General features: G+C 63.5%; 22 protein-coding genes. 13 read left to right on the top strand and 9 right to left on the bottom strand.

Annotated elements, in window-relative coordinates; genetic code table 11:
• Nucleotides 1–24 precede the first annotated feature (24 nt).
• The gene (locus tag SO156_RS01170; RefSeq protein WP_498533554.1) at nt 25–243 is read right to left on the bottom strand and encodes a hypothetical protein; all 219 of its coding nucleotides are present in this window, start codon (nt 241–243) and stop codon (nt 25–27) included.
• A 306-nt stretch (nt 244–549) separates the two neighbouring features.
• On the opposite strand from SO156_RS01170, the gene SO156_RS01165 reads away from it, so the two are divergent.
• The gene (locus SO156_RS01165; RefSeq protein WP_458147943.1) at nt 550–744 is read left to right on the top strand and encodes a hypothetical protein; all 195 of its coding nucleotides are present in this window, start codon (nt 550–552) and stop codon (nt 742–744) included.
• 24 nt (nt 745–768) lie between these two features.
• On the opposite strand, the gene SO156_RS01160 is transcribed toward SO156_RS01165, so the two are convergent.
• Complete coding sequence (locus SO156_RS01160; RefSeq protein ID WP_498533553.1) at nt 769–1,947, bottom strand: OpgC domain-containing protein; 1,179 nt, start codon at nt 1,945–1,947, stop codon at nt 769–771.
• Nucleotides 1,948–2,232: 285 nt separating this feature from the next.
• Here SO156_RS01160 and SO156_RS01155 point away from each other — a divergent pair, with 285 nt between their 5' ends.
• Together SO156_RS01155 and SO156_RS01150 are read left to right on the top strand one after the other, a co-directional pair.
• Nucleotides 2,233–2,538, top strand: a complete 306-nt coding sequence (locus SO156_RS01155) for an ETC complex I subunit (protein WP_027527719.1) — start codon at nt 2,233–2,235, stop codon at nt 2,536–2,538.
• 100 nt (nt 2,539–2,638) lie between these two features.
• The gene (locus SO156_RS01150; protein WP_498533552.1) at nt 2,639–3,136 is read left to right on the top strand and encodes an Lrp/AsnC family transcriptional regulator; all 498 of its coding nucleotides are present in this window, start codon (nt 2,639–2,641) and stop codon (nt 3,134–3,136) included.
• Nucleotides 3,137–3,199: 63 nt separating this feature from the next.
• Here the strand turns inward: SO156_RS01150 and SO156_RS01145 are convergent, their stop codons facing one another.
• Nucleotides 3,200–4,228, bottom strand: a complete 1,029-nt coding sequence (locus tag SO156_RS01145) for an AraC family transcriptional regulator (RefSeq protein WP_458147940.1) — start codon at nt 4,226–4,228, stop codon at nt 3,200–3,202.
• Between the two features lie 102 nt (nt 4,229–4,330).
• On the opposite strand from SO156_RS01145, the gene SO156_RS01140 reads away from it, so the two are divergent.
• From SO156_RS01140 to SO156_RS01125, 4 genes are all read left to right on the top strand, one after another.
• On the top strand, nt 4,331–5,503 hold the full coding sequence (locus SO156_RS01140; RefSeq protein ID WP_498533551.1) for an isovaleryl-CoA dehydrogenase: 1,173 nt from the start codon (nt 4,331–4,333) through the stop codon (nt 5,501–5,503).
• A gap of 75 nt (nt 5,504–5,578) precedes the next feature.
• Nucleotides 5,579–7,183 (top strand): carboxyl transferase domain-containing protein, encoded by a 1,605-nt coding sequence (locus SO156_RS01135; protein ID WP_458147938.1) that lies wholly within the window; start codon nt 5,579–5,581, stop codon nt 7,181–7,183.
• A gap of 14 nt (nt 7,184–7,197) precedes the next feature.
• The gene (locus SO156_RS01130; protein ID WP_498533550.1) at nt 7,198–9,201 is read left to right on the top strand and encodes an acetyl/propionyl/methylcrotonyl-CoA carboxylase subunit alpha; all 2,004 of its coding nucleotides are present in this window, start codon (nt 7,198–7,200) and stop codon (nt 9,199–9,201) included.
• A 4-nt stretch (nt 9,202–9,205) separates the two neighbouring features.
• On the top strand, nt 9,206–10,117 hold the full coding sequence (locus SO156_RS01125) for a hydroxymethylglutaryl-CoA lyase (protein ID WP_498533549.1): 912 nt from the start codon (nt 9,206–9,208) through the stop codon (nt 10,115–10,117).
• Between the two features lie 87 nt (nt 10,118–10,204).
• On the opposite strand, the gene SO156_RS01120 is transcribed toward SO156_RS01125, so the two are convergent.
• From SO156_RS01120 to SO156_RS01110, 3 genes are read right to left on the bottom strand one after another with little or no spacing between them, the layout of a single operon-like run.
• Nucleotides 10,205–11,563: a TRAP transporter large permease gene (locus tag SO156_RS01120; protein ID WP_458147936.1), complete on the bottom strand. Its 1,359-nt coding sequence runs from the start codon at nt 11,561–11,563 to the stop codon at nt 10,205–10,207.
• On the bottom strand, nt 11,560–12,114 hold the full coding sequence (locus tag SO156_RS01115) for a TRAP transporter small permease (RefSeq protein ID WP_458147935.1): 555 nt from the start codon (nt 12,112–12,114) through the stop codon (nt 11,560–11,562). Before SO156_RS01115 ends, SO156_RS01120 begins: the two co-directional genes overlap by 4 nt.
• Nucleotides 12,111–13,133, bottom strand: a complete 1,023-nt coding sequence (locus tag SO156_RS01110; protein WP_458147934.1) for a TRAP transporter substrate-binding protein — start codon at nt 13,131–13,133, stop codon at nt 12,111–12,113. The genes SO156_RS01115 and SO156_RS01110 overlap by 4 nt, the downstream gene beginning before the upstream one ends.
• Nucleotides 13,134–13,477: 344 nt before the next feature.
• Here SO156_RS01110 and SO156_RS01105 point away from each other — a divergent pair, with 344 nt between their 5' ends.
• Entirely contained in the window at nt 13,478–13,717 is a 240-nt protein-coding gene (locus SO156_RS01105) for a pentapeptide MXKDX repeat protein (RefSeq protein WP_458147933.1), read from the top strand.
• A gap of 128 nt (nt 13,718–13,845) precedes the next feature.
• Here the strand turns inward: SO156_RS01105 and SO156_RS01100 are convergent, their stop codons facing one another.
• Entirely contained in the window at nt 13,846–14,199 is a 354-nt protein-coding gene (locus tag SO156_RS01100) for a DUF6481 family protein (RefSeq protein ID WP_458147932.1), read from the bottom strand.
• Between the two features lie 268 nt (nt 14,200–14,467).
• Here SO156_RS01100 and SO156_RS01095 point away from each other — a divergent pair, with 268 nt between their 5' ends.
• From SO156_RS01095 to SO156_RS01080, 4 genes are all read left to right on the top strand, one after another.
• Nucleotides 14,468–14,695 (top strand): hypothetical protein, encoded by a 228-nt coding sequence (locus tag SO156_RS01095; RefSeq protein WP_458147931.1) that lies wholly within the window; start codon nt 14,468–14,470, stop codon nt 14,693–14,695.
• Between the two features lie 61 nt (nt 14,696–14,756).
• A complete protein-coding gene (locus SO156_RS01090) occupies nt 14,757–14,966 on the top strand; it encodes a DUF2273 domain-containing protein (RefSeq protein WP_458147930.1) in 210 nt (69 codons plus the stop codon).
• A gap of 161 nt (nt 14,967–15,127) precedes the next feature.
• On the top strand, nt 15,128–15,868 hold the full coding sequence (locus SO156_RS01085) for a hypothetical protein (protein ID WP_458147929.1): 741 nt from the start codon (nt 15,128–15,130) through the stop codon (nt 15,866–15,868).
• 135 nt (nt 15,869–16,003) lie between these two features.
• On the top strand, nt 16,004–16,795 hold the full coding sequence (locus tag SO156_RS01080) for a transglycosylase SLT domain-containing protein (RefSeq protein WP_498533548.1): 792 nt from the start codon (nt 16,004–16,006) through the stop codon (nt 16,793–16,795).
• 272 nt (nt 16,796–17,067) lie between these two features.
• Here the strand turns inward: SO156_RS01080 and SO156_RS01075 are convergent, their stop codons facing one another.
• Together SO156_RS01075 and SO156_RS01070 are read right to left on the bottom strand one after the other, a co-directional pair.
• On the bottom strand, nt 17,068–17,241 hold the full coding sequence (locus tag SO156_RS01075; RefSeq protein ID WP_498533547.1) for a hypothetical protein: 174 nt from the start codon (nt 17,239–17,241) through the stop codon (nt 17,068–17,070).
• A 153-nt stretch (nt 17,242–17,394) separates the two neighbouring features.
• Nucleotides 17,395–17,661, bottom strand: a complete 267-nt coding sequence (locus tag SO156_RS01070) for a hypothetical protein (protein WP_458147926.1) — start codon at nt 17,659–17,661, stop codon at nt 17,395–17,397.
• A 213-nt stretch (nt 17,662–17,874) separates the two neighbouring features.
• On the opposite strand from SO156_RS01070, the gene SO156_RS01065 reads away from it, so the two are divergent.
• Nucleotides 17,875–18,102 carry a hypothetical protein gene (locus SO156_RS01065; RefSeq protein ID WP_458147925.1) on the top strand — a complete coding sequence of 76 codons (228 nt, stop codon included), beginning with the start codon at nt 17,875–17,877 and terminating at the stop codon, nt 18,100–18,102.
• The last annotated feature ends 31 nt before the right edge of the window (nt 18,103–18,133 follow it).

Here is an 18,133-nt window from a genome sequence, read left to right as displayed (position 1 = left end):
GAGTCGACAAATTAGCCGTGCGTCTCAGCTCGACGCGCACCAGCCCAGCGGGAACGGGACGAGCGGCCAGACCGTCTCGTTGTCGTTCGCTGCATCGGGCAGTTCTTCGGCGGCTTGCCTGGCGGTTGGCACGGATGGCGGAGACGCGATCGCCAGATGCAAACAAGCACATTGCAGATTCATGTTGAGCAGATTCATGTTGAGCAGATTCATGTTGAGCAAATTCATGGTGAGCAAATCCATGGCAATCGCCCCTGATAGCAGGCGTCTCAAAATTCAAATTCAGTTCTAAATCGTCACGCGCCCCAAAACGGCACGGTCATCTCAAATGTCACGCGCATTCTAGAAAAGACCGGGCGCCGTTTCAACTGCCACTGGTCTGCACATTCGCGAGAGTTAAGGTTGACCGGTTAGGTTAAGCACGCGCTCGTGTTGCGGCCATCTTGTCGGCTGTTATCAAATCGGTCCCGGCCCGCCGCTGTGCCTACGAACGTAGCTCACACTCCATCACAGAGATCGCGGCGCTTCGTTTCTTGCGAGTTTCTCGTCATGGTTTTCGATCGCAGCTCCCAAATTCCCACTTCACGATCCGGTTGGGCCGAGATCTGGCACTTGTGGACCATCATCGTGCCGAGGCGCTCGATCAACGGGCAGTTGGTCTACGGCAAGGTCTGGCGCCGCCACGACGGCCGTCAGTGGATATACAAGAAGTTCACCGAATATAGCGAGGACGAAGCGGCCTGAGGCGGCCGCTTCGCGTTTGCTCGCTCAGCCCGCCTTCGCAGCGGTGGCCGCTGGCTTCGCGGCGGCGGGCGGCTTCAGCGGCTTGTCCTGCCGCTTCGACCAGGAGATGTAGTAGGCGACCGTCGTCATGATCGCGATGCCGGCGATGCTGACGAAGAGTTGCGCGAACAGCGAGCCCGAGCTCATCGACAATTCGAAGTGCCCGACGAAGGACAGGAACACGCCGACGCAGAACACAGCGAGCGATTGCTGTCCGCAGACGATCACGGGATCGAACATCTTCCACTCCAGGCCCGGCCAGTCCTTCGGCACGAAGCGGATGACGAGAATGACGATTACGACGAAATGGATGAAGCGATAAGGCGCAAGGTTGGTCTTGTCGTTCGGGTTGAAGGCCGAAAACAGCCACTCCGGAAACATCGCGCCGAGGCTCGGGAAGCGGCCCGCCATGGTCATGATCAGCGCGAACAGAAGATAGGCGAGGCACAAATACAGCGTGATCTTCGAGTTGATCAGCGTCATCGAGCGCCGCGCTCCGCCCATTGCGCACCAGGCACCGAACACGAACAGCACCTGCCAGCAATACGGGTTGAAGTACCAGGTGCCGGCCGGGTAGGCGGTGAGATTCCAGCCGAAATGCCGTGCTGCCAGCCAGAGGATGATGGAGAGCCCCATCGTGAGGTCCGGCTTGCGCAGCATGAACCAGAGGATCGGCGGGAATAATCCCATCAGCACGATGTAGAGCGGCAACACGTCGAGATTGAGTGGCTTGAAGCGCAGGAACAAACCCTGCCGCAGCGTCTCGGTGGCGTTGTCGACGAGGCCGGCGACATTGAACTCGTCGATCATCTCGGAATCGCCGAAGCGCAACGCCAGATAGCTGATCGAGGCGATGTAGATCACGAACAGGATGATGTGGGCGACGTAGAGCTGCCAGACGCGCTTGGTCAGCCGGGTGGCACCGACGACGAAGCCGCGCTCCAGCATCATCCGCGCATAGACGAAGGAGGCGGTATAGCCGGAGATGAAGACGAAGAGGTCGGCGGCGTCGCTGAAACCGTAGTTCCGCGTCGTGATCCAGTTCACGACGTTGTCGGGGATGTGATCGAGGAAGATCGCCCAGTTCGCCACCCCGCGAAACAGGTCGAGCCGGAGGTCACGGCCTTTTTCGGGGAGCGTTGCGTTGATGTTCAGGAAGGCCATCGAAGCGGACTTTCGAGGAGGAAACACAGATCACGGGGCGCGCACCGAGCGCCAGCATCAGCCGTACCGCGGGGCCAGGCTCCCGATCCGCGGCGTGCGGGGGGCGAGATTGTCACGGCGCAGCATAATGACTATACCCGTTGGCAACGCTACCTCCAGGATTGTGGAATCACCGTTCAAATTCTCGATACGGTGTTCTCTATACTATCCCGGTGGTTTCCACCAATAGCTTCGGTGACGCATAGAGTTAGACCGAATAGACGTAAAAAGGGGTCCGGCCGTCCAATGACCGCACGCATTTTCAAGCCCGCCAAGAACGCGATGCAATCGGGCAAGGGGAAGACCCGGGAATGGCAGCTCGATTACGAGCCGGAGCAGCCGCGCGCGGTCGAGCCACTGATGGGCTGGACCTCGTCGGCGGACATGAAGCAGCAGATCACGCTACGCTTCGAGACCAAGGAGGAGGCGATCGCCTATTGCGAGCGCAAGGGCATCGCCTACCAGGTGATCGAGCCCAAGGAGTCGATCCGCCGCCCGGTCGCCTATGCCGACAATTTCTCCTTCCGCCGCGGCGAGCCGTGGACGCACTGATCTGGACGCACTGGGCGCCCGCTGGCTCCTGGAGCCCTTGGCAGGGATTTTGGCGCGTGCTTCGCTGGGCGAAGCGTGACGGGATCATGACGAGGTGGGTATGGTGGGGCGTTACCAGCTCGACGGCGTCGACCTGAGGATATTGTCGGAGCTGCAGCAAGACGGCCGCGTCCGCAACAATGAGCTGGCACATCGTGTCGGTATCTCCGCGCCGAACTGCCTGCGGCGGCTCAAATCCCTCATCAGCCGCGGCGTGATCAAAGCAGTCCGCGCCATTCTCGACGAGCGGCTCCTCGGCTACGAAGTGGTCTCATTCGTCGCCATCCAGCTCGGCAGCCAGGCTCAACCGGTTCTGGAGGCCTTCGAGATCTCCGTTGCCGCCATCCCGCGCATCCAGCAGTGCTGGCGGATCTCCGGCGATACCGACTATCTCCTGAAATGCGTGGCCCCGAGCGTCGAAAGCATGCGGCAACAGCTCCTGCATTTTGCCGCCATGCCGAACGTGAAGACCGTCCGCAGCTTTCCCGTGCTGGGAGTTGCCAAGGACGTGCCGTTGCCGGTGCACGAGATCGCCGCAGCGACTGCGCCCGCCGTTTAGTCAGATATGCAGGAGCTCGCCAGCAAATTTTCCCTGCACAGCGGTTGGATCACCGGTGCAAGCTTAACGATACCTGGTGCGAAACTCGCGCGGCGAGGCGCCGGTCCAGTTGCGGAAGGCGCGTGAAAAACTCTTCTCGTTGCGAAAACCGGCGATCTCGGCGATCCGCTTGATCGGCGCGCGGCCGCGCATCAGGGCTTCCCTGGCGAGTTCGAGCTTTGCCTCTTCCTTCAACGCACGCAGCGAGGTTGCCTCGTCGCGCAGGCGACGATGCATCGTGCGGGTCGACAGCGCGAGCTCACTTGCGACGTCGTCGGCGGTCAGGATGCGACCGCGCGCGCTGCGTAGCACGCGCCTGATCCGCTCCACCATCAGGCGGTCGCGTCGGTAGGGCAGCACGGTCAGGCGCAGCGCACCCTTCAGCATATGATCGAGATCGGATGGGCTGCGCTTTAGCGGCAGCGCCAGATAGCGCTTGTCGAAGGTGATGCTGGCGCGCTCCGCGTCGAAGCTAACATTCTTGCAGAAAATCGTTGGATAGACCGAGACGTGGCGCGGCTCGGCATGGGGAAATTCCGCCGCGCGGAGCGCGATCGCGGAATCCACGACCCAGCAGGAGAAGCCGAGCACGTAGCGCAGCAGCGTCACCAGGCAGAATTCGCGCAACGGCCCGAGGTCGCGCTGCTCGCGAATAGAGATCACGGCCGTGTCGCGGTCGACGCCAAGTTCGAACAGCACGTCTTCGGTGAGGATGCGATGATGCCGGCACCAGCGCTTCAGCGCGACCTCGAGATTGGGGGCCGTGATCGAGGCCCGGCACAGCATGCCGTAGGTGCCCCAAGGCAACCGGCGCGAGAACCAGCCGAGCGCCTCATCGTCGAGCTCGCGCATGGCATGGCCCGCAAGCGCCTCGAATTGGGTCGCCGTGACCCGTCCATCCACTGACCTGAGGAGGTCCGCAGGCACCTGGCTCCTGGCTAGCGCCTCGGCCGCATCGCGGCCATATCTGGCATAGGCGGCAACCACCCCGCGCACGAAGGCGGCCGGTGTCACGGCGCGGCGAGGAACTGCTGCGGAGGCTTGAAACGGCATGCCGAATCCTCGCCAACTATGGCGGAAAATGCAACCTTTTCGACGGCCCGAATGCCCGATCGGGGGTAGGTTTGCAGGCAAGACAAGACGGAGGAGCAGCCCATGAACATCCCGAGCATCGATTTCGACCTGGGCGAAGACATCACCATGCTGCGCGATACGGTGCGCGCCTTCGTGGAGGCTGAGGTCGCGCCGCGTGCCGCCGAGGTCGAGAAGGCGAATCTGTTTCCTCCCGACCTCTGGAAGCGCTTCGGCGATCTCGGCCTGCTGGGGATGACCGCGCCGGAGGAATATGGCGGCTCCAATATGGGCTATATCGCCCACATCGTCGCCATGGAGGAGATTTCGCGCGGCTCGGCCGCCGTCGGCCTGTCGTACGGGGCGCATTCCAATCTCTGCGTCAACCAGATCCGTCGCAATGGCAATGACGCGCAGCGCCAGCGCTATCTCCCAAAACTGATTTCCGGCGACTATGTCGGCGCGCTCGCAATGTCTGAGCCGGGCGCCGGTTCCGACGTCGTCTCCATGAAGTTGCGCGCTGACAAGCGCGGCGACCGTTACGTGCTCAACGGTTCGAAAATGTGGATCACCAATGGCGGCGACGCCGATGTGCTGGTGGTCTATGCCAAGACGGATCCGGAAGCTGGTCCGCGCGGTATCACCGCCTTCCTGATCGAGAAAGGCTTCAAGGGTTTTACGCACGGCCAGCATCTCGACAAGCTCGGCATGCGCGGCTCCAACACCTATCCCTTGTTCTTCGACGAATGCGAGGTGCCGGAAGAGAATGTGCTGGGTGGCGTCGGCGAGGGCGTCAAGGTGTTGATGTCCGGCCTCGACTATGAGCGCGCGGTGCTGTCCGGCGGTCCGCTCGGGATCATGGCGGCCTGCATGGACGCCGTGGTGCCCTACATGCACGAGCGAAAGCAATTCGGTCAGCCGATCGGGGACTTCCAGCTCATGCAGGGCAAACTTGCCGACATGTATTCGACCTGGCAGGCTACGCGCGCCTACGTCTACGCCGTCGGCCGCGCCTGCGACCGCGGCGGTCACGCGCGCTCGCTGCGCAAGGACGCTGCCGCTGCGATCCTTTACTCCGCCGAGAAGGCGACGTGGATGGCGGGCGAGGCGATCCAGGCGCTCGGAGGCGTCGGCTATACCAGCGAATTTCCAACCGGGCGTCTTTGGCGCGATGCAAAACTCTACGAGATCGGCGCCGGCACTTCGGAGGTGCGCCGCATGCTGATCGGCCGCGAGCTGATGGCGGAGACGGCCTGAACGCATTTGGAATCGCCGCGAAAATGGTCCACCCTGCTGCGGCATCTCACCACGTCAAATAGAAGCGCTGGACACATGCCGCTCCATTCCACCATCGATCCTTCATCATCGGATTTCGCAGGCAATTCGGAGGCGATGCGCGTGCTCGTTGCTGACTTGCGGGAAAAGCTCGCCCAGGTCGCCGGCGGCGGCGGCGAGGCCTCGCGCAAGCGGCACACCGCGCGCGGTAAGATGCTGGCGCGCGAGCGTGTCGATCTTCTGGTCGATCCTGGCACAGCGTTTCTGGAGCTGTCGCCGCTTGCCGCTTATGGCCTGTACGGCGGCGATGTGCATTCGGCCAGCGTCGTCACGGGGGTCGGGCGGATCTCGGGACGCGAGTGCGTCATCGTCGCCAATGATGCCACCATCAAGGGCGGCACCTACTATCCGATGACGGTGAAGAAGCACCTGCGCGCGCAGGACGTCGCGCGGCAGAACAATCTTCCTTGCGTCTACATGGTCGATTCCGGCGGCGCCTTCCTGCCCATGCAGGACGACATCTTTCCGGACGAGCGGCACTTTGGCCGCATCTTCTACAATCAGGCGCAGATGTCCTCGCAGGGCATCCCGCAGATCGCTATCGTGATGGGATCCTGCACCGCCGGTGGCGCCTATGTGCCGGCGATGTCGGACGAGAGCATCATCGTGCGCAACCAGGGCACCATCTTCCTGGGGGGCCCGCCGCTGGTGAAGGCTGCCACCGGCGAGGTCGTGAGTGCCGAAGAACTTGGCGGCGCCGACGTGCATTCGCGGCAGTCCGGTGTCACCGATCACTACGCCCAGAACGACGCGCATGCGATCGGCATCGCGCGGCGTATCGTGGGTACGTTGAAGCCCGCAAGCCGGCCGAACCTCAACATGCATCCGCCGCGCGATCCGCTGTTTGCGGCGGAAGAGATTTACGGCGTCGTGCCGGTCGACGGCCGCAAGCCTTTCGACGTTCGCGACATCATCGCGCGCATCGTCGACGGCTCGGAATTCGACGAGTTCAAGAAGCTCTACGGCACGACGCTGGTCTGTGGCTTCGCCCACATCTGGGGCTATCCGGTCGGCATCATCGCCAACAACGGCATCCTGTTCAGCGAGAGCTCGCTCAAGGGCGCACATTTCATCGAGCTGTGCTGCCAGCGCGGTATCCCCCTGGTGTTCCTGCAGAACATCACCGGCTTCATGGTCGGCAGGAAATACGAAGCAGGCGGCATCGCGCGCGACGGCGCGAAGCTCGTGACGGCCGTGGCGACCGCCTCGGTACCGAAGTTCACGATCGTGATCGGCGGCTCCTACGGTGCCGGCAATTACGGCATGTGCGGGCGCGCCTACAGCCCGCGTTTCCTCTGGATGTGGCCGAATGCGCGCATCTCCGTGATGGGCGGCGAGCAGGCCTCGATGGTACTGAGCCAGGTCAGGCGCGACAACATCGAGGCCAAGGGCGAGAGCTGGTCCAAGGAAGAGGAAGAGAGTTTCCGAAGCCCCATTCGTGCGCAATATGAAAGCCAGGGGCATCCGTATTATGCGACGGCGCGGCTGTGGGACGACGGCGTGATCGATCCGGCCGATACGCGGCTCGTCCTCGGGCTTGGACTGTCAGCGGCGTCGAACGCGCCGATCGAACCCACGAAATTCGGCCTGTTCAGGATGTGACGCAGGAACTGATGATGGACCGCTCAAACCTCTACCGGCGCTTTCGCACGCTCCTGATCGCCAATCGCGGCGAGATCGCCTGCCGCATCATCCGCACCGCGCGTGCCATGGGCCTGCGCACAGTCGCCGTCTATTCCGAGGCCGACCGCGACGCGATGCATGTGGCACTCGCCGACGAGGCTGTGTTGCTCGGGCCCGCGCGTGCACGCGACAGCTATCTGAATGTCGAGCGGCTGATCGAGGCCGCGCGGAAGAGCGGCGCCGAGGCCGTGCATCCCGGCTATGGCTTCCTGTCGGAGAATGCCGAGTTTGCGCGGGCCTGCTTGGACGCCGGATTGGTCTTCGTCGGCCCGACCGCCGGGATGATGACTGCGATGGGCTCGAAGTCGGGCTCCAAGGCACTGATGGAGAAGGCCGGTGTGCCGCTGGTGCCGGGCTATCACGGTGAGGCGCAGGACGAGGCGACGCTTGCGAAGGCCGCCGACAAGATTGGCTTTCCCGTGCTGGTGAAGGCCTCCGCGGGCGGCGGCGGCCGGGGCATGCGCATCGTGCGCTCGGCTGCCGAACTCGGACCTGCGATCGTCAGTGCCAAGCGTGAAGCAAAAGCCGCGTTCGGCGACGACACCATGCTGATCGAGAAATATGTCGACAATCCCCGCCATATCGAGGTGCAGGTGATCGGCGACAGCCACGGCAATCTGTTGTCGCTATTCGAGCGCGAATGCACTCTCCAGCGGCGGCACCAGAAGGTGATCGAGGAGGCGCCGTCGCCGACGCTCAATGCCGCGCAGCGCGAGACTGTCTGTGCTGCCGCGCGCAAGGCGGCCGGTGCGGTGAACTATGTCGGTGCCGGCACGATCGAGTTCGTCTCGGACGGCAAAGACGTGTTCTTCATCGAGATGAACACCCGCCTCCAGGTCGAGCATCCGGTGACCGAGCTGATCACCGGGATCGATCTGGTCGAGTGGCAATTGCGTGTCGCCTTCGGCGAGGCGCTGCCGCTGAAGCAGGATGAGGTCCGCCTCAAGGGGCACGCCATCGAGGCGCGCGTCTACGCGGAGAATCCGACCAGGAACTTCATGCCGTCGGTCGGCAGGATCTCGACCTGGAGCTTGCCTGAGGAGATCGGCGGCCTGCGCATCGACGCCGGCTATCGGAAAGGCGATACCGTCTCGCCCTATTATGACGCAATGCTCGCCAAGATGATCGCGTGGGCGCCGACGCGGGATGCGGCGATCGAGCGATTGAATCGCGGGCTCGAGAATTCCGACGTCCGCGGCATCGTCACCAACATTCCGTTCCTCTCGGCGCTGATGACGCATCCCAAGGTGCGATCGAACGCGATCGATACCGGCTTCATCGAGCGGGAGCTGGCCGGGCTGACGGCGGCAGGCGCTGCGCCCGGCGAGCTTGAGCTGTGTGCGGCCGTTGCGGCTATCGTCAATGAGGAGCGTAGGGCAGCTCAGGGCGAGACCGAATCCCCATGGCGGACCTTTGGCTGGCAGCCGGTCGGACGGCGTCAGCGCGGCTTCGCCTTCCGCGTCGGCCATGGTCCGGAGCAGAAGATTTCGCTGAACTACGGCAGCGGCCCCTCGACACTTGTCATCGGTGAACGGGAGCTGGCTTTCGCGACGGCGCCTAAGGAGGGCGGATTCGATTTGACGCTCGACGGCGTCAAGACCGCCGTTGCCACGGTTATTGACGGCCATGAGCTCTATCTGCGTACGCGCAACGGGCGGTTCGATCTGCACTGGGTGGATCCGTTCGGCGGCGAGAGCGAAGAGCATGTCGGCGAGGACAAGATTGCAGCGCCCTTGCCCGGCACGGTCGTGGCGGTGCTTGCGGAGGAGGGGGCCAAATTGGAGAAGGGCGCGCCGATCCTGACGCTCGAAGTGATGAAGATGGAGCAGACGCTGCGCTCGCCCTTTGCGGGCGTTCTGAAGGCGATCAAGTGCAAGGTCGGCGACATCGTCCAGGAAGGTGTCGAGCTTGCAGAGGTCGATCCTATCGGCGAGTGAGATCATGAGCGATCAGGTCCGCATCATCGAAATGGGGCCGCGCGACGGCCTCCAGAACGAGAAGACGCCGGTCAGCGTCGAGGCGCGCATTGCCTTTGTCGAGGCGCTGGTTGCGGCTGGCCTTCATACCGTCGAGGTCGGCGCCTTCGTCTCGCCCAAGGCCATCCCGCAGATGGCGGGCTCGGACGCCGTGCTGCGCGGCGTGAGCCACGTGAAGGATGCCGAATTCCACGTGCTGGTGCCGAACGAGAAGGGCTATGACGCCGCGCGTGCGGCAGGCGCGAAGGTCGTGTCTGTGTTCGCGGCGGCCTCGGAAGGATTCTCTCGGGCCAACATCAATTGCACGGTCGCGGAGTCCATCGAGCGTTTTAAGCCGGTCCTTGCCCGCGCCAAGGCCGACGGCGTGAAGGTGCGCGGCTATATCTCCTGCGTGCTGGGGTGCCCCTTCGACGGTGAGGTCAAGCCGAAAGCCGTCGCCGATCTCGCTGAGACGCTGTGGGATCTCGGCTGCTACGAGATTTCGCTGGGCGATACGATCGGCGTTGGTACGCCGAGGAGGGCGCAGGACATGCTGCGCGCGGTCGCCGCGAACATCCCGGCTTCCCACCTCGCGATGCATTTCCACGACACCTACGGCCAGGCGCTCGCCAATCTCTATGCGGGAATGGAGGAGGGCGTCCGCGTCATCGATTCCGCCGCCGGCGGGCTCGGCGGATGTCCGTATGCGCCCGGCGCCACCGGCAATGTTGCGACCGAGGACATCGTCTATATGCTTGAGGGGATGGGGATCAGGACCGGCGTCGATATGGAGAAGCTGCTCGCGGCGACGAACGAGATTAGTGGCTTGCTGGGCAGGCCGCCCGTGAGCCGCGTGGCCTCGGCGCTGAATGCGAAGAAGCGACGTCTGAATTCGTAGGGCGGATTAGCGAAGCGTAGCCCACCACTTTCCTTCCTGGTGGCGACAGAAGAGGTTACGCCTTCGGCTAACCACCCTGCGGCAGCGTCACCTGCTGCCGTCCGGTCCCATCACGAGATCCGGCAGCCAAGTCGAGATCTCCGGCACGAAGCAGAGCAGGAGCACGGCGCCCATCATCAACAGCACGAAGGGCAACGTGCCCCAGATCACCTCGCTCAAGGGAATATCAGGCGCGACATTTCTGATGACGAAGATGTTGAGGCCGACCGGTGGGTGGATCAGCCCCATCTCCATCACGATGGTCATGACGACGCCGAACCAGATGATGTCGAAATTGGCGGCACGCAAGGGCGGCAGGATGATCGGCGCGGTCATCAGGATGATCGAGACCGGCGGCAGGAAGAAACCGAGCACGATTACCATGACGAGAATCGCGAACAGCAGGCCCCAGCGCGGCAAATGCATCGCGACAATGGATTCGGCGGCCGACTGCGAGATGTGCAGATAGCTCATCACGTAGGAATAGAGCAGCGACATGCCGATGATCATCATCAGCATGGTCGATTCCCGGATCGTTGACTTCATGATCGGCCCGAGATCGGTCGGCCGCCAGACGCCGTAAATCATCGCGATCAGCGCGAGCGCGAGCAGGCCGCCCAGTCCCGCAGTCTCCGACGGAGTGGCATAGCCGCCATAAAGCGCGATCATGACGCCCGTGAGCAGCAGCACGAACGGAATGACGCGCGGCAGCACGCTGAAACGTTCGGCCAATGTGAACTCGTCGCGGGTCAGGATCGCGGTCTCGGGGCCGCCCCTCTTGTAGGCGGCTTCAGCCGCAGCATATTCCTGGCGGAAGCGGATCACCGCATAGGCGCCGAACAGGCTGACCAGCAAAAGCCCGGGGCCGATGCCGGCAAGGAAGAGCCGCCCCAGCGATTTTTCGGCGGCGACCGCAAACAGGATCATGGTGATTGAGGGCGGCAACAGAATGCCGAGCGTGCCGCCGGCGGCGATGATTCCGGCGGCAAAGCCGCCGGAATAGCCGCGCTTGCGCATCTCGGGAATGCCGGCCGAGCCGATCGCCGAGCAGGTCGCGGGCGAGGAACCGGCCATTGCGGCGAACAGCGCGCAGGCGAAAACGTTGGCAACGCCGAGGCCGCCGGGCACGCGATGCAGCCACGCATGCAAGGCCGAGTAGAGATCCTGGCCGGCGCGCGACTTGCCGATCGCCGCACCCTTCAGGATGAAGAGCGGGATCGACAGCAGCGTGATCGAGGCCATTTCCTCATAGACGTTCTGCGTGACGGTATCGAGCGAGGCGGCGGGCATGTAGATGCCCATGAACACGACCGCGACCGCGCCGAGCGCGAACGCGATCGGCATACCGGAAAACATCACGAACAGCGTCGCCAGCCCGTAGGACAGGCCGATACCGAAAACGCTCATCGGCGCTTGGCTCCGGTGAAGGGAAGGGCGAGCTGCACGATGATCTGCACGCAAAGCAGGCTCATGCCGAGCGCCATCAGGCTGTAGGGAATGGCGAGCGGCGGCGACCACATCGAATTCGAGACCTGGCCGTCGACATAGGCCTCATGCGCGAGTGTCCAGGACTTCCAGGTGAAAAAGGCGCAGAACAGCAAGGTAACGGCGTCGACCAGCCAGAGTCGGATCTTGTTCGCGAACGGCGACAGCAGCCCGACAAAGGCCTCGATGCCGATGTGGCCGCGATTTTGCTGTACATAGGCCGCCGTCATGAAGGTGGCGCCGACCAGCAGAAACACGGCCGCCTCGTCCTGCCAGTAATTGGCGGCCTTGAAGAGGGCGCGGCTCAGCACGCTGTAGCTCAGGATCGCGCAGGCGGCGACCAGCGCGATCGCAGCCAGCACCACGATGGTGCCATTGAGAACGGCGAGACCGCGATCGAGCGCCGCCGCAAGCCCGTGGCGTGCGGCGGCATCGGCGGGGCCGTCACGATCCGGAAGCGGACCGTGCATCATGCCGAGACTTCGGAGGCGAGCTTGAGCAGGCTCGCCGCGGTCGCAGTCTTCGCGCCGTAGTCCTTCCAGGCCGTATCGCGGGCGATTTCGCGCCACTTGCCGACTGTCGCGGCATCAAGCGCGCTGACCTTGGCGCCAGCCTTTTGATAGACCTTGGCGACCTCGATGTCGTCGTCCTGCGCGCCCTTGCGGCCGAAGGCTTCGAGCTCCGCGCCGACCGCAACCAGGATGTCCTGATGGTTCTTCGGCAGCTTGTCGAAGATCGCTTTCGACATCATCAAGGGTTCGAGCATGAACCAGTATGAGGCGCCGGCGCCCGAGGTGAGCGATTTGGCGACTTCTTCGAGGCGGAACGAGATCAGGCTGGTGGAGGAGGTGATGCCGGCATCGCACGCGCCGGTTTGCATCGCTGCATAGATTTCATTCGAGGGTACCGAGAGGACGGACGCGCCCGCCGTTTGCAGCACCATGTCCATCTCGCGCGAGCCGCCACGCACCTTCATGCCCTTGGCGTCCTCCGGCGAAACGATCGCCTTGGAGCGGCTGGCGACGCCACCGGCCTGCCAGATCCAGCTCAAGAGGATGATGCCCTTGTCGGCGAGGAAGTCGGAGAGCGCCTTGCCGACCGGCTCCTTCTTCCAGCGCATACCCTGGTCGTAGGTCGTGACCAGGCCCGGCATCAGCCCGATATTGGTCTCCGGCAGTTCGCCGCCGGCATAGGGCATCGGATAGAGCGAGATGTCGAGTGCACCCTTGCGCATCGCGGAGAACTGCGCGTTGGTCTTGATCAGTGAGGAGTTCGGATAGATCTCGGCGGAGATGTCGCCCTTGCTGCGCTTTGCGACCTCGGCGGCAAACATCCGGCAGAGACGGTCGCGGAAGTCGCCCTTGTCGATCGTGCCGCCAGGAAATTGGTGCGAGATTTTCAGCGTGGTCGCGGCCTGCGCGGTCCCGATGCCGAAGCGAAGAATGGCGGGCGCGGCAATAGCCGTCGCGAGAAGGTGGCGTCGCGTGAACATGGAATGATGATCCCTTTGAACGGTTCTTGATGATTGGGTCTTGAGGCCGGCGCTTAGGCACATCCTAGCCGGTTCTTCTCCCGATTATTCTCTAATCTGATAGTTCGAGAGCGAATGCGGCGGCAAGTCGCGGTGACGCTGATGCTGCGCTGCACACTCGTTCCTCAGGTTCCGCGCACTAGCATGTCTCACGCGGGCAAAATTGTGTCGGGCTGAACACGGAAACGGGGCAAGGGCTCGGAAAAAATTCGGCCGGCCGCGTAACAAATCTGCGCGCCGCCCCGTCGAGCAGGAGTAGCGGCATCCGTCGCTGGCAACCACCACCCTCGAAGGGAAGATCAACCATGACCATTCGCACCCGCATCGCGCTCGGCGTCTCCGCTGCCGCTCTCTCGCTCAGCCTGGCGCTCGCGCCGGCCGCCTTCGCTCAGGACAAGATGGGCAAGGACGACGCCATGAAAAAGGACACGATGTCCAAGGATGGCATGAAGAAGGATTCCATGTCGAAGGATGGCGGCATGAAGAAGGACACGATGTCCAAGGACGGCATGAAGAAAGACGACGGCATGATGAAGAAGAACTGATCGCGCCGTCATCGTCATTCCGGGGCAAGCGACGACGCGCGCCCCGGAATGCGCAGTGACACGTTGTGGATTCGATACGGTTGGGCCCGTGCTTGGCGCGGTCCCGTCGCATCGCTCCGGTGTGACAGTTACTTCCGCTTGCCCTTGGCCTTGCGGGCCGCGTAGCGCGCGTCGCGCTTGGCCTTCTGCTCGGCTTCGAGCTCGGCCTGCCTTGAGGCGGCCTCCTCGGCTTCGCGGGCAATTCGTGCGGCTTCCGTAGCCGCGGCCTCTTCTTCAAGCCGCTTCGCCTCAGCCTTCTCGGCCTCCCGCGCAGCTTTTGCGTCGGCACGCTTGGCGGCAATCGCCTCGCGCTCGGCACGCCGTGCCGCGACCGCGGGGTCGTCGTGCCCTGGCTGCGATTTGAATTTGTTTAAAAGATTTTTGCGGGCGTCCTGTGCCGCCTTTTGCCGGTCTGCGAAGCCGGGTTCCCTGAATCCACTCATCGAACGAGCCTTGTCTTCCTCGCTTTCAATCCTACATCAACGTCTGTGGGTTCGGCGGCCGCGAACAAACGCGCGCCGCGCGACGAACAAGCGTGTACATCGATGCGCGTCGCGAAGCCACCCATAATCGCAGCCTATCAGGTCGCGAAAAATCGCTGGAATCGCCGATCTTTCGTAGTCCGGAAAAACTGCCGAATTGTGATCCCCCTAACAAGGGAGCACGGGGGCGGCGCCTAGTGTCCGCACCGAGACGAACGGAGCTATGGCGATGACTATTTTCCGGCTGTCCTTGCGAAAGCTCGCGATCACATTTGCGACATTGGTGCTCGCCGGCATCGTCGTTTACCTGGCCCAGCCCAAACCGGTCGAGAGTGGCTTGCTCGGCGCCGAATGGCAGTGCAGCCAGACGGCGTTTGTACTCACGACCTGCGCGCCGCGGGTGCAGCAGGCCGCCTCTGCATCGAACAAGGTGGCACTCCGCGCACCCAAGCCCTAAGCGGGGTGTGACGCGGCGCCGCAGAGATGGTAAGGGCAGCAATCCACGGCTTCACCTTGCTATGCCTGATACCCAGCCAAACTCGCAATCAAAGCCGCAACCAAGGCCACCCGGCGATAATCGTCGGGGGGCTATCGCCGGGCTGATTATTGCCGTCGTCATCCTCGGCGTCGGCCTTTGGCTGGCGCGCGATCTCACCGCCGCCAGCAAGATGCAGGACTGCGTGATGTCGGGGCGCACCAATTGCAACGTGATCGAGCCGGCGCGCTAACGCGGCGGACGAAAAATTGCCGTGATCTTAACCATTTGTAACGGGACATCGTTGAACAACGGGATCAGCTTTGTCCGCCCGCATCAACCGGGACCCGAGATGTTCGGGCGTCCGGACCACGGCGACGACTGATGAGAGATAGAGGTAAGGGGTAGGCACCAATGCGTGCATCCAGCCGGATGAAGATTATCATTCCCTTGGTTTCGGCCGTGTCGCTGATAGCGCTTTCAGCGCAGGCGCAGGACTCGAACCCAGAAAGAGGCGGCCAGCGGCCGGGTGCGGGCGCGCCGCCACACGCGAACGCTCCCACGCGAGTCGCGCCGCCGCAGCAGGCCACACGAGTCGCCCCGCCGCAGGGGGCGCACCAGGGCCCGGCCGGCGGACCGCCACAGGGGCGCTACGTTGCCCGCGGACCCGTGCCGCAGCGCGACTGGGGCGGGCACGCCTATCGCGGCAATCTCGCCTGGGATGGCGGCCGCTGGCGGCATGAGAACCACAATGGCCGCTATGGCTGGTGGTGGGACGTCGGCGGGGTCTGGTATTATTATCCGCAGCGCATGGACGGGCCGCCCGCCTACATCTCCGAAGAGTACATCGATGATGTGCCCGTGGCCTATGCGCCGCCACCCCCGGCCTATGCGCCGCCGCCGCCTCCGCCGCCTGCTCCGGCAGACCCGGGCGCGAGCGCACTTGGCGGAGCCATCGTCGGTGGTGTGCTCGGCGGGCTGATCTCCGGCAACGCAACGGGAGCTGCCGCTGGCGCCGTGCTCGGCGGCGCGACCGGTGCGATCGCCGGCGCAACGGCTGCGTCGCAACCGGGCTATTATTGGTCTCAGGGCAATTGCTACTACCGCTATCCGAGCGGCCAGTACGTGCTTGCCGATCAGCGCGCTTGCTACTGATCAGCGGCGTGATCCACGATCTGACCGAGGCGGGCCCAAGGCCCGCCTCTTTCATTTGACACGCTGCTTCGGATCGCGACGTGATCGCGGGCTTGCCGAGAAGCGTTGTTAACTGGCCTCAGCTATGAAGCGCCGATGAGGTCTTGCACGCGCCAGACATGGCTCCCGTACGCCGCGGCGCTCTGCCTGGCGGTGCTCGCGGCCGGCCCAATGCGCGCCGGAGCGGCGGATGATGCGGCGGCGGCCGAGGGCTCGGTCACGTCGGACAGTGTCGAGGCTCCATCAGCCGTGGATGCCAAGCCGTTTACCGCACGGGCATCCGTTCGCGCGCTGATCGAGAAGGAAGCCGCGAAGACGAAATTGCCACCCGATATCGCGGAAGCTGTCGTCTTCGTCGAAAGCCGCTACGATTCTACGGTGATTGGCCGCGTCGGCGAGATCGGGCTGATGCAGGTCAGACCCGAGACGGCGGCCATGCTCGGCTTCAAAGGCACCACGGCCGAGCTCGCCAGGCCCGAGATCAATATCCACTACGGCGTGACCTATCTCGCCAGGGCTTGGCGGCTGGCGCAGGGCGACCTCTGCCGCGCGCTGATGAAATACCGCGCCGGGCATGGCGAAGAGACCATGACGGCGCGCTCCGTCATCTACTGCAATCGCGCGCGCAACCGCCTCATCGCGATGAACTCGCCGTTCGCGACACCAGGCGCGACGACGGCCGTAGCGCCGGATCCCGAGCCTGCGCCGGCGGTGGTGAGCGCGAAACCGCAAGCACGGCCATCGCCTGTCAAGCCGACCGACGTCTATGCGACATACAAACACGGTACGGCGGCGGCCAGCCGTGCATACTGGGCGGTGCATGAAGCGCGTATCCGCGCGATCAAGGCGCGGATAGAGGCCAAGTGGCGGCGCGTGGCGGCGCGTTAGGCAATCTGCGCAGCTGCCAGCGTCTCAATCATTCTCGGGCGCGCGGAAACCGTCGCTCGACGAGCACTATGCATTCTTCGGCGATGCACAACAACTGCCTGAAAATTTCTCTGGCGCTCCCGGCCAGTTCGCGGTTTTGATCAAAGAAAAAACGTTTGAATTAGATTCGCGGGGAAACGGGACATGCTGGACGCTATCCAGATCAGCGTTGCGCTTTGGGGAATGATCGTGTGCGGCAGCATCAAGGCCGCGCAACTGGCGCCACATCTTTTCTAGAAGATCAGCCAACTCACCACGGCTACTCCGGCCCAGATCAGGCCGCCCATCCAGGCGAGCATGACGACGCCGGTGGTCGCGAGATAGGCTATGCCGAGCAGATCGCGGCTCGAACGCGGCGCTTGTGCGTCCGCGGAGTTCGTGGCTGTTGCTTCGGCATCGTGCGTCATGGCGGGGTGGTTGAAGCGTCGTTGGCGGGACCTGCAGCCGCAACGTCGCGCGGCCGCGTGGCCTGCCTTGTAACCGAGGAATCGCGGAGCCTCTGTGATTAAATTCACATTTGAGGCCGCGGCCGGTGAACGGTCGTCAACAGACCGCCGGCTTCAGGCGGCCCGGCTCCAGTCGGCCGAGGGGACAATGGCCTCGAGCTGCCTCTGCAGGGTCGCAACAGTCGCCTGCAGGTTGTCGCGGCGCCCCCGTAGTGTCAGGGCCAGCATCGGATAGGCATGGTTCGTGGGATCGGACACCCCGGCCTTGCGCTCCTCTTCCTGAATGTCGGCATCGAGGAGTTGAACCCTCCATCGCAGGTCGGCGATCAAGGCATGGAGTTGCGTGGCGGCGGTCGCTTCGAAGCGGGACATCGGCTGCATGAGCTTGCCTCATTGTGAAACAGACCCAGGGTGGGTCTGGCTGATTGGGCATGGCTGAGCAAAGCGAATGCCAATTCGGAGCGAAGGCGAAGGCCGCAAGGCGTCGTTGCCCGCGTTGACCTAGGTCAATGACGGAACCCAGACGCGTCCACAGGCTTAAATGTGCCGGTCCGGATGCCCGGGCCGGGTGCGTCGTGAGCTGGGGTATGCGTCATGTCCAAGGCCATCGAGCTGATCGTCGAAGGTTTTACGCGCATCAGGGATCGCCAGTCGCTGGAGGATCTGCGGATGCACAGGCGGCGCCTTGCCGTCGATCTCAAATCCATCGAGGGATTCGATTGTCGCAAGTCGATCGCGCAGATCGACGACGACATCGAGGTGATCGAAAGCGGCTTGAGAAGCCTCGACGAGCCCGCCGCGGCAACCGCGAAAGAAGTTTAGCCGCCTCCAGGAAAGTCTCGCGTTGAATACG

Source organism: Bradyrhizobium sp. UFLA05-125 (assembly GCF_059803515.1).
This window is presented reverse-complemented; position numbering and strand designations above follow the sequence as displayed.

What these genes read in the sequence shown, in the direction of transcription:
- SO156_RS01170 (WP_498533554.1), bottom strand. Translation starts at nt 243, where the DNA reads ATGGATTTGCTCACCATGAATTTGCTCAACATGAATCTGCTCAACATG.
- SO156_RS01165 (WP_458147943.1), top strand. Translation starts at nt 550, where the DNA reads ATGGTTTTCGATCGCAGCTCCCAAATTCCCACTTCACGATCCGGTTGG.
- SO156_RS01160 (WP_498533553.1), bottom strand. Translation starts at nt 1,947, where the DNA reads ATGGCCTTCCTGAACATCAACGCAACGCTCCCCGAAAAAGGCCGTGAC.
- SO156_RS01155 (WP_027527719.1), top strand. Translation starts at nt 2,233, where the DNA reads ATGACCGCACGCATTTTCAAGCCCGCCAAGAACGCGATGCAATCGGGC.
- SO156_RS01150 (WP_498533552.1), top strand. Translation starts at nt 2,639, where the DNA reads ATGGTGGGGCGTTACCAGCTCGACGGCGTCGACCTGAGGATATTGTCG.
- SO156_RS01145 (WP_458147940.1), bottom strand. Translation starts at nt 4,228, where the DNA reads ATGCCGTTTCAAGCCTCCGCAGCAGTTCCTCGCCGCGCCGTGACACCG.
- SO156_RS01140 (WP_498533551.1), top strand. Translation starts at nt 4,331, where the DNA reads ATGAACATCCCGAGCATCGATTTCGACCTGGGCGAAGACATCACCATG.
- SO156_RS01135 (WP_458147938.1), top strand. Translation starts at nt 5,579, where the DNA reads ATGCCGCTCCATTCCACCATCGATCCTTCATCATCGGATTTCGCAGGC.
- SO156_RS01130 (WP_498533550.1), top strand. Translation starts at nt 7,198, where the DNA reads ATGGACCGCTCAAACCTCTACCGGCGCTTTCGCACGCTCCTGATCGCC.
- SO156_RS01125 (WP_498533549.1), top strand. Translation starts at nt 9,206, where the DNA reads ATGAGCGATCAGGTCCGCATCATCGAAATGGGGCCGCGCGACGGCCTC.
- SO156_RS01120 (WP_458147936.1), bottom strand. Translation starts at nt 11,563, where the DNA reads ATGAGCGTTTTCGGTATCGGCCTGTCCTACGGGCTGGCGACGCTGTTC.
- SO156_RS01115 (WP_458147935.1), bottom strand. Translation starts at nt 12,114, where the DNA reads ATGATGCACGGTCCGCTTCCGGATCGTGACGGCCCCGCCGATGCCGCC.
- SO156_RS01110 (WP_458147934.1), bottom strand. Translation starts at nt 13,133, where the DNA reads ATGTTCACGCGACGCCACCTTCTCGCGACGGCTATTGCCGCGCCCGCC.
- SO156_RS01105 (WP_458147933.1), top strand. Translation starts at nt 13,478, where the DNA reads ATGACCATTCGCACCCGCATCGCGCTCGGCGTCTCCGCTGCCGCTCTC.
- SO156_RS01100 (WP_458147932.1), bottom strand. Translation starts at nt 14,199, where the DNA reads ATGAGTGGATTCAGGGAACCCGGCTTCGCAGACCGGCAAAAGGCGGCA.
- SO156_RS01095 (WP_458147931.1), top strand. Translation starts at nt 14,468, where the DNA reads ATGACTATTTTCCGGCTGTCCTTGCGAAAGCTCGCGATCACATTTGCG.
- SO156_RS01090 (WP_458147930.1), top strand. Translation starts at nt 14,757, where the DNA reads ATGCCTGATACCCAGCCAAACTCGCAATCAAAGCCGCAACCAAGGCCA.
- SO156_RS01085 (WP_458147929.1), top strand. Translation starts at nt 15,128, where the DNA reads ATGCGTGCATCCAGCCGGATGAAGATTATCATTCCCTTGGTTTCGGCC.
- SO156_RS01080 (WP_498533548.1), top strand. Translation starts at nt 16,004, where the DNA reads ATGAGGTCTTGCACGCGCCAGACATGGCTCCCGTACGCCGCGGCGCTC.
- SO156_RS01075 (WP_498533547.1), bottom strand. Translation starts at nt 17,241, where the DNA reads ATGACGCACGATGCCGAAGCAACAGCCACGAACTCCGCGGACGCACAA.
- SO156_RS01070 (WP_458147926.1), bottom strand. Translation starts at nt 17,661, where the DNA reads ATGCAGCCGATGTCCCGCTTCGAAGCGACCGCCGCCACGCAACTCCAT.
- SO156_RS01065 (WP_458147925.1), top strand. Translation starts at nt 17,875, where the DNA reads ATGTCCAAGGCCATCGAGCTGATCGTCGAAGGTTTTACGCGCATCAGG.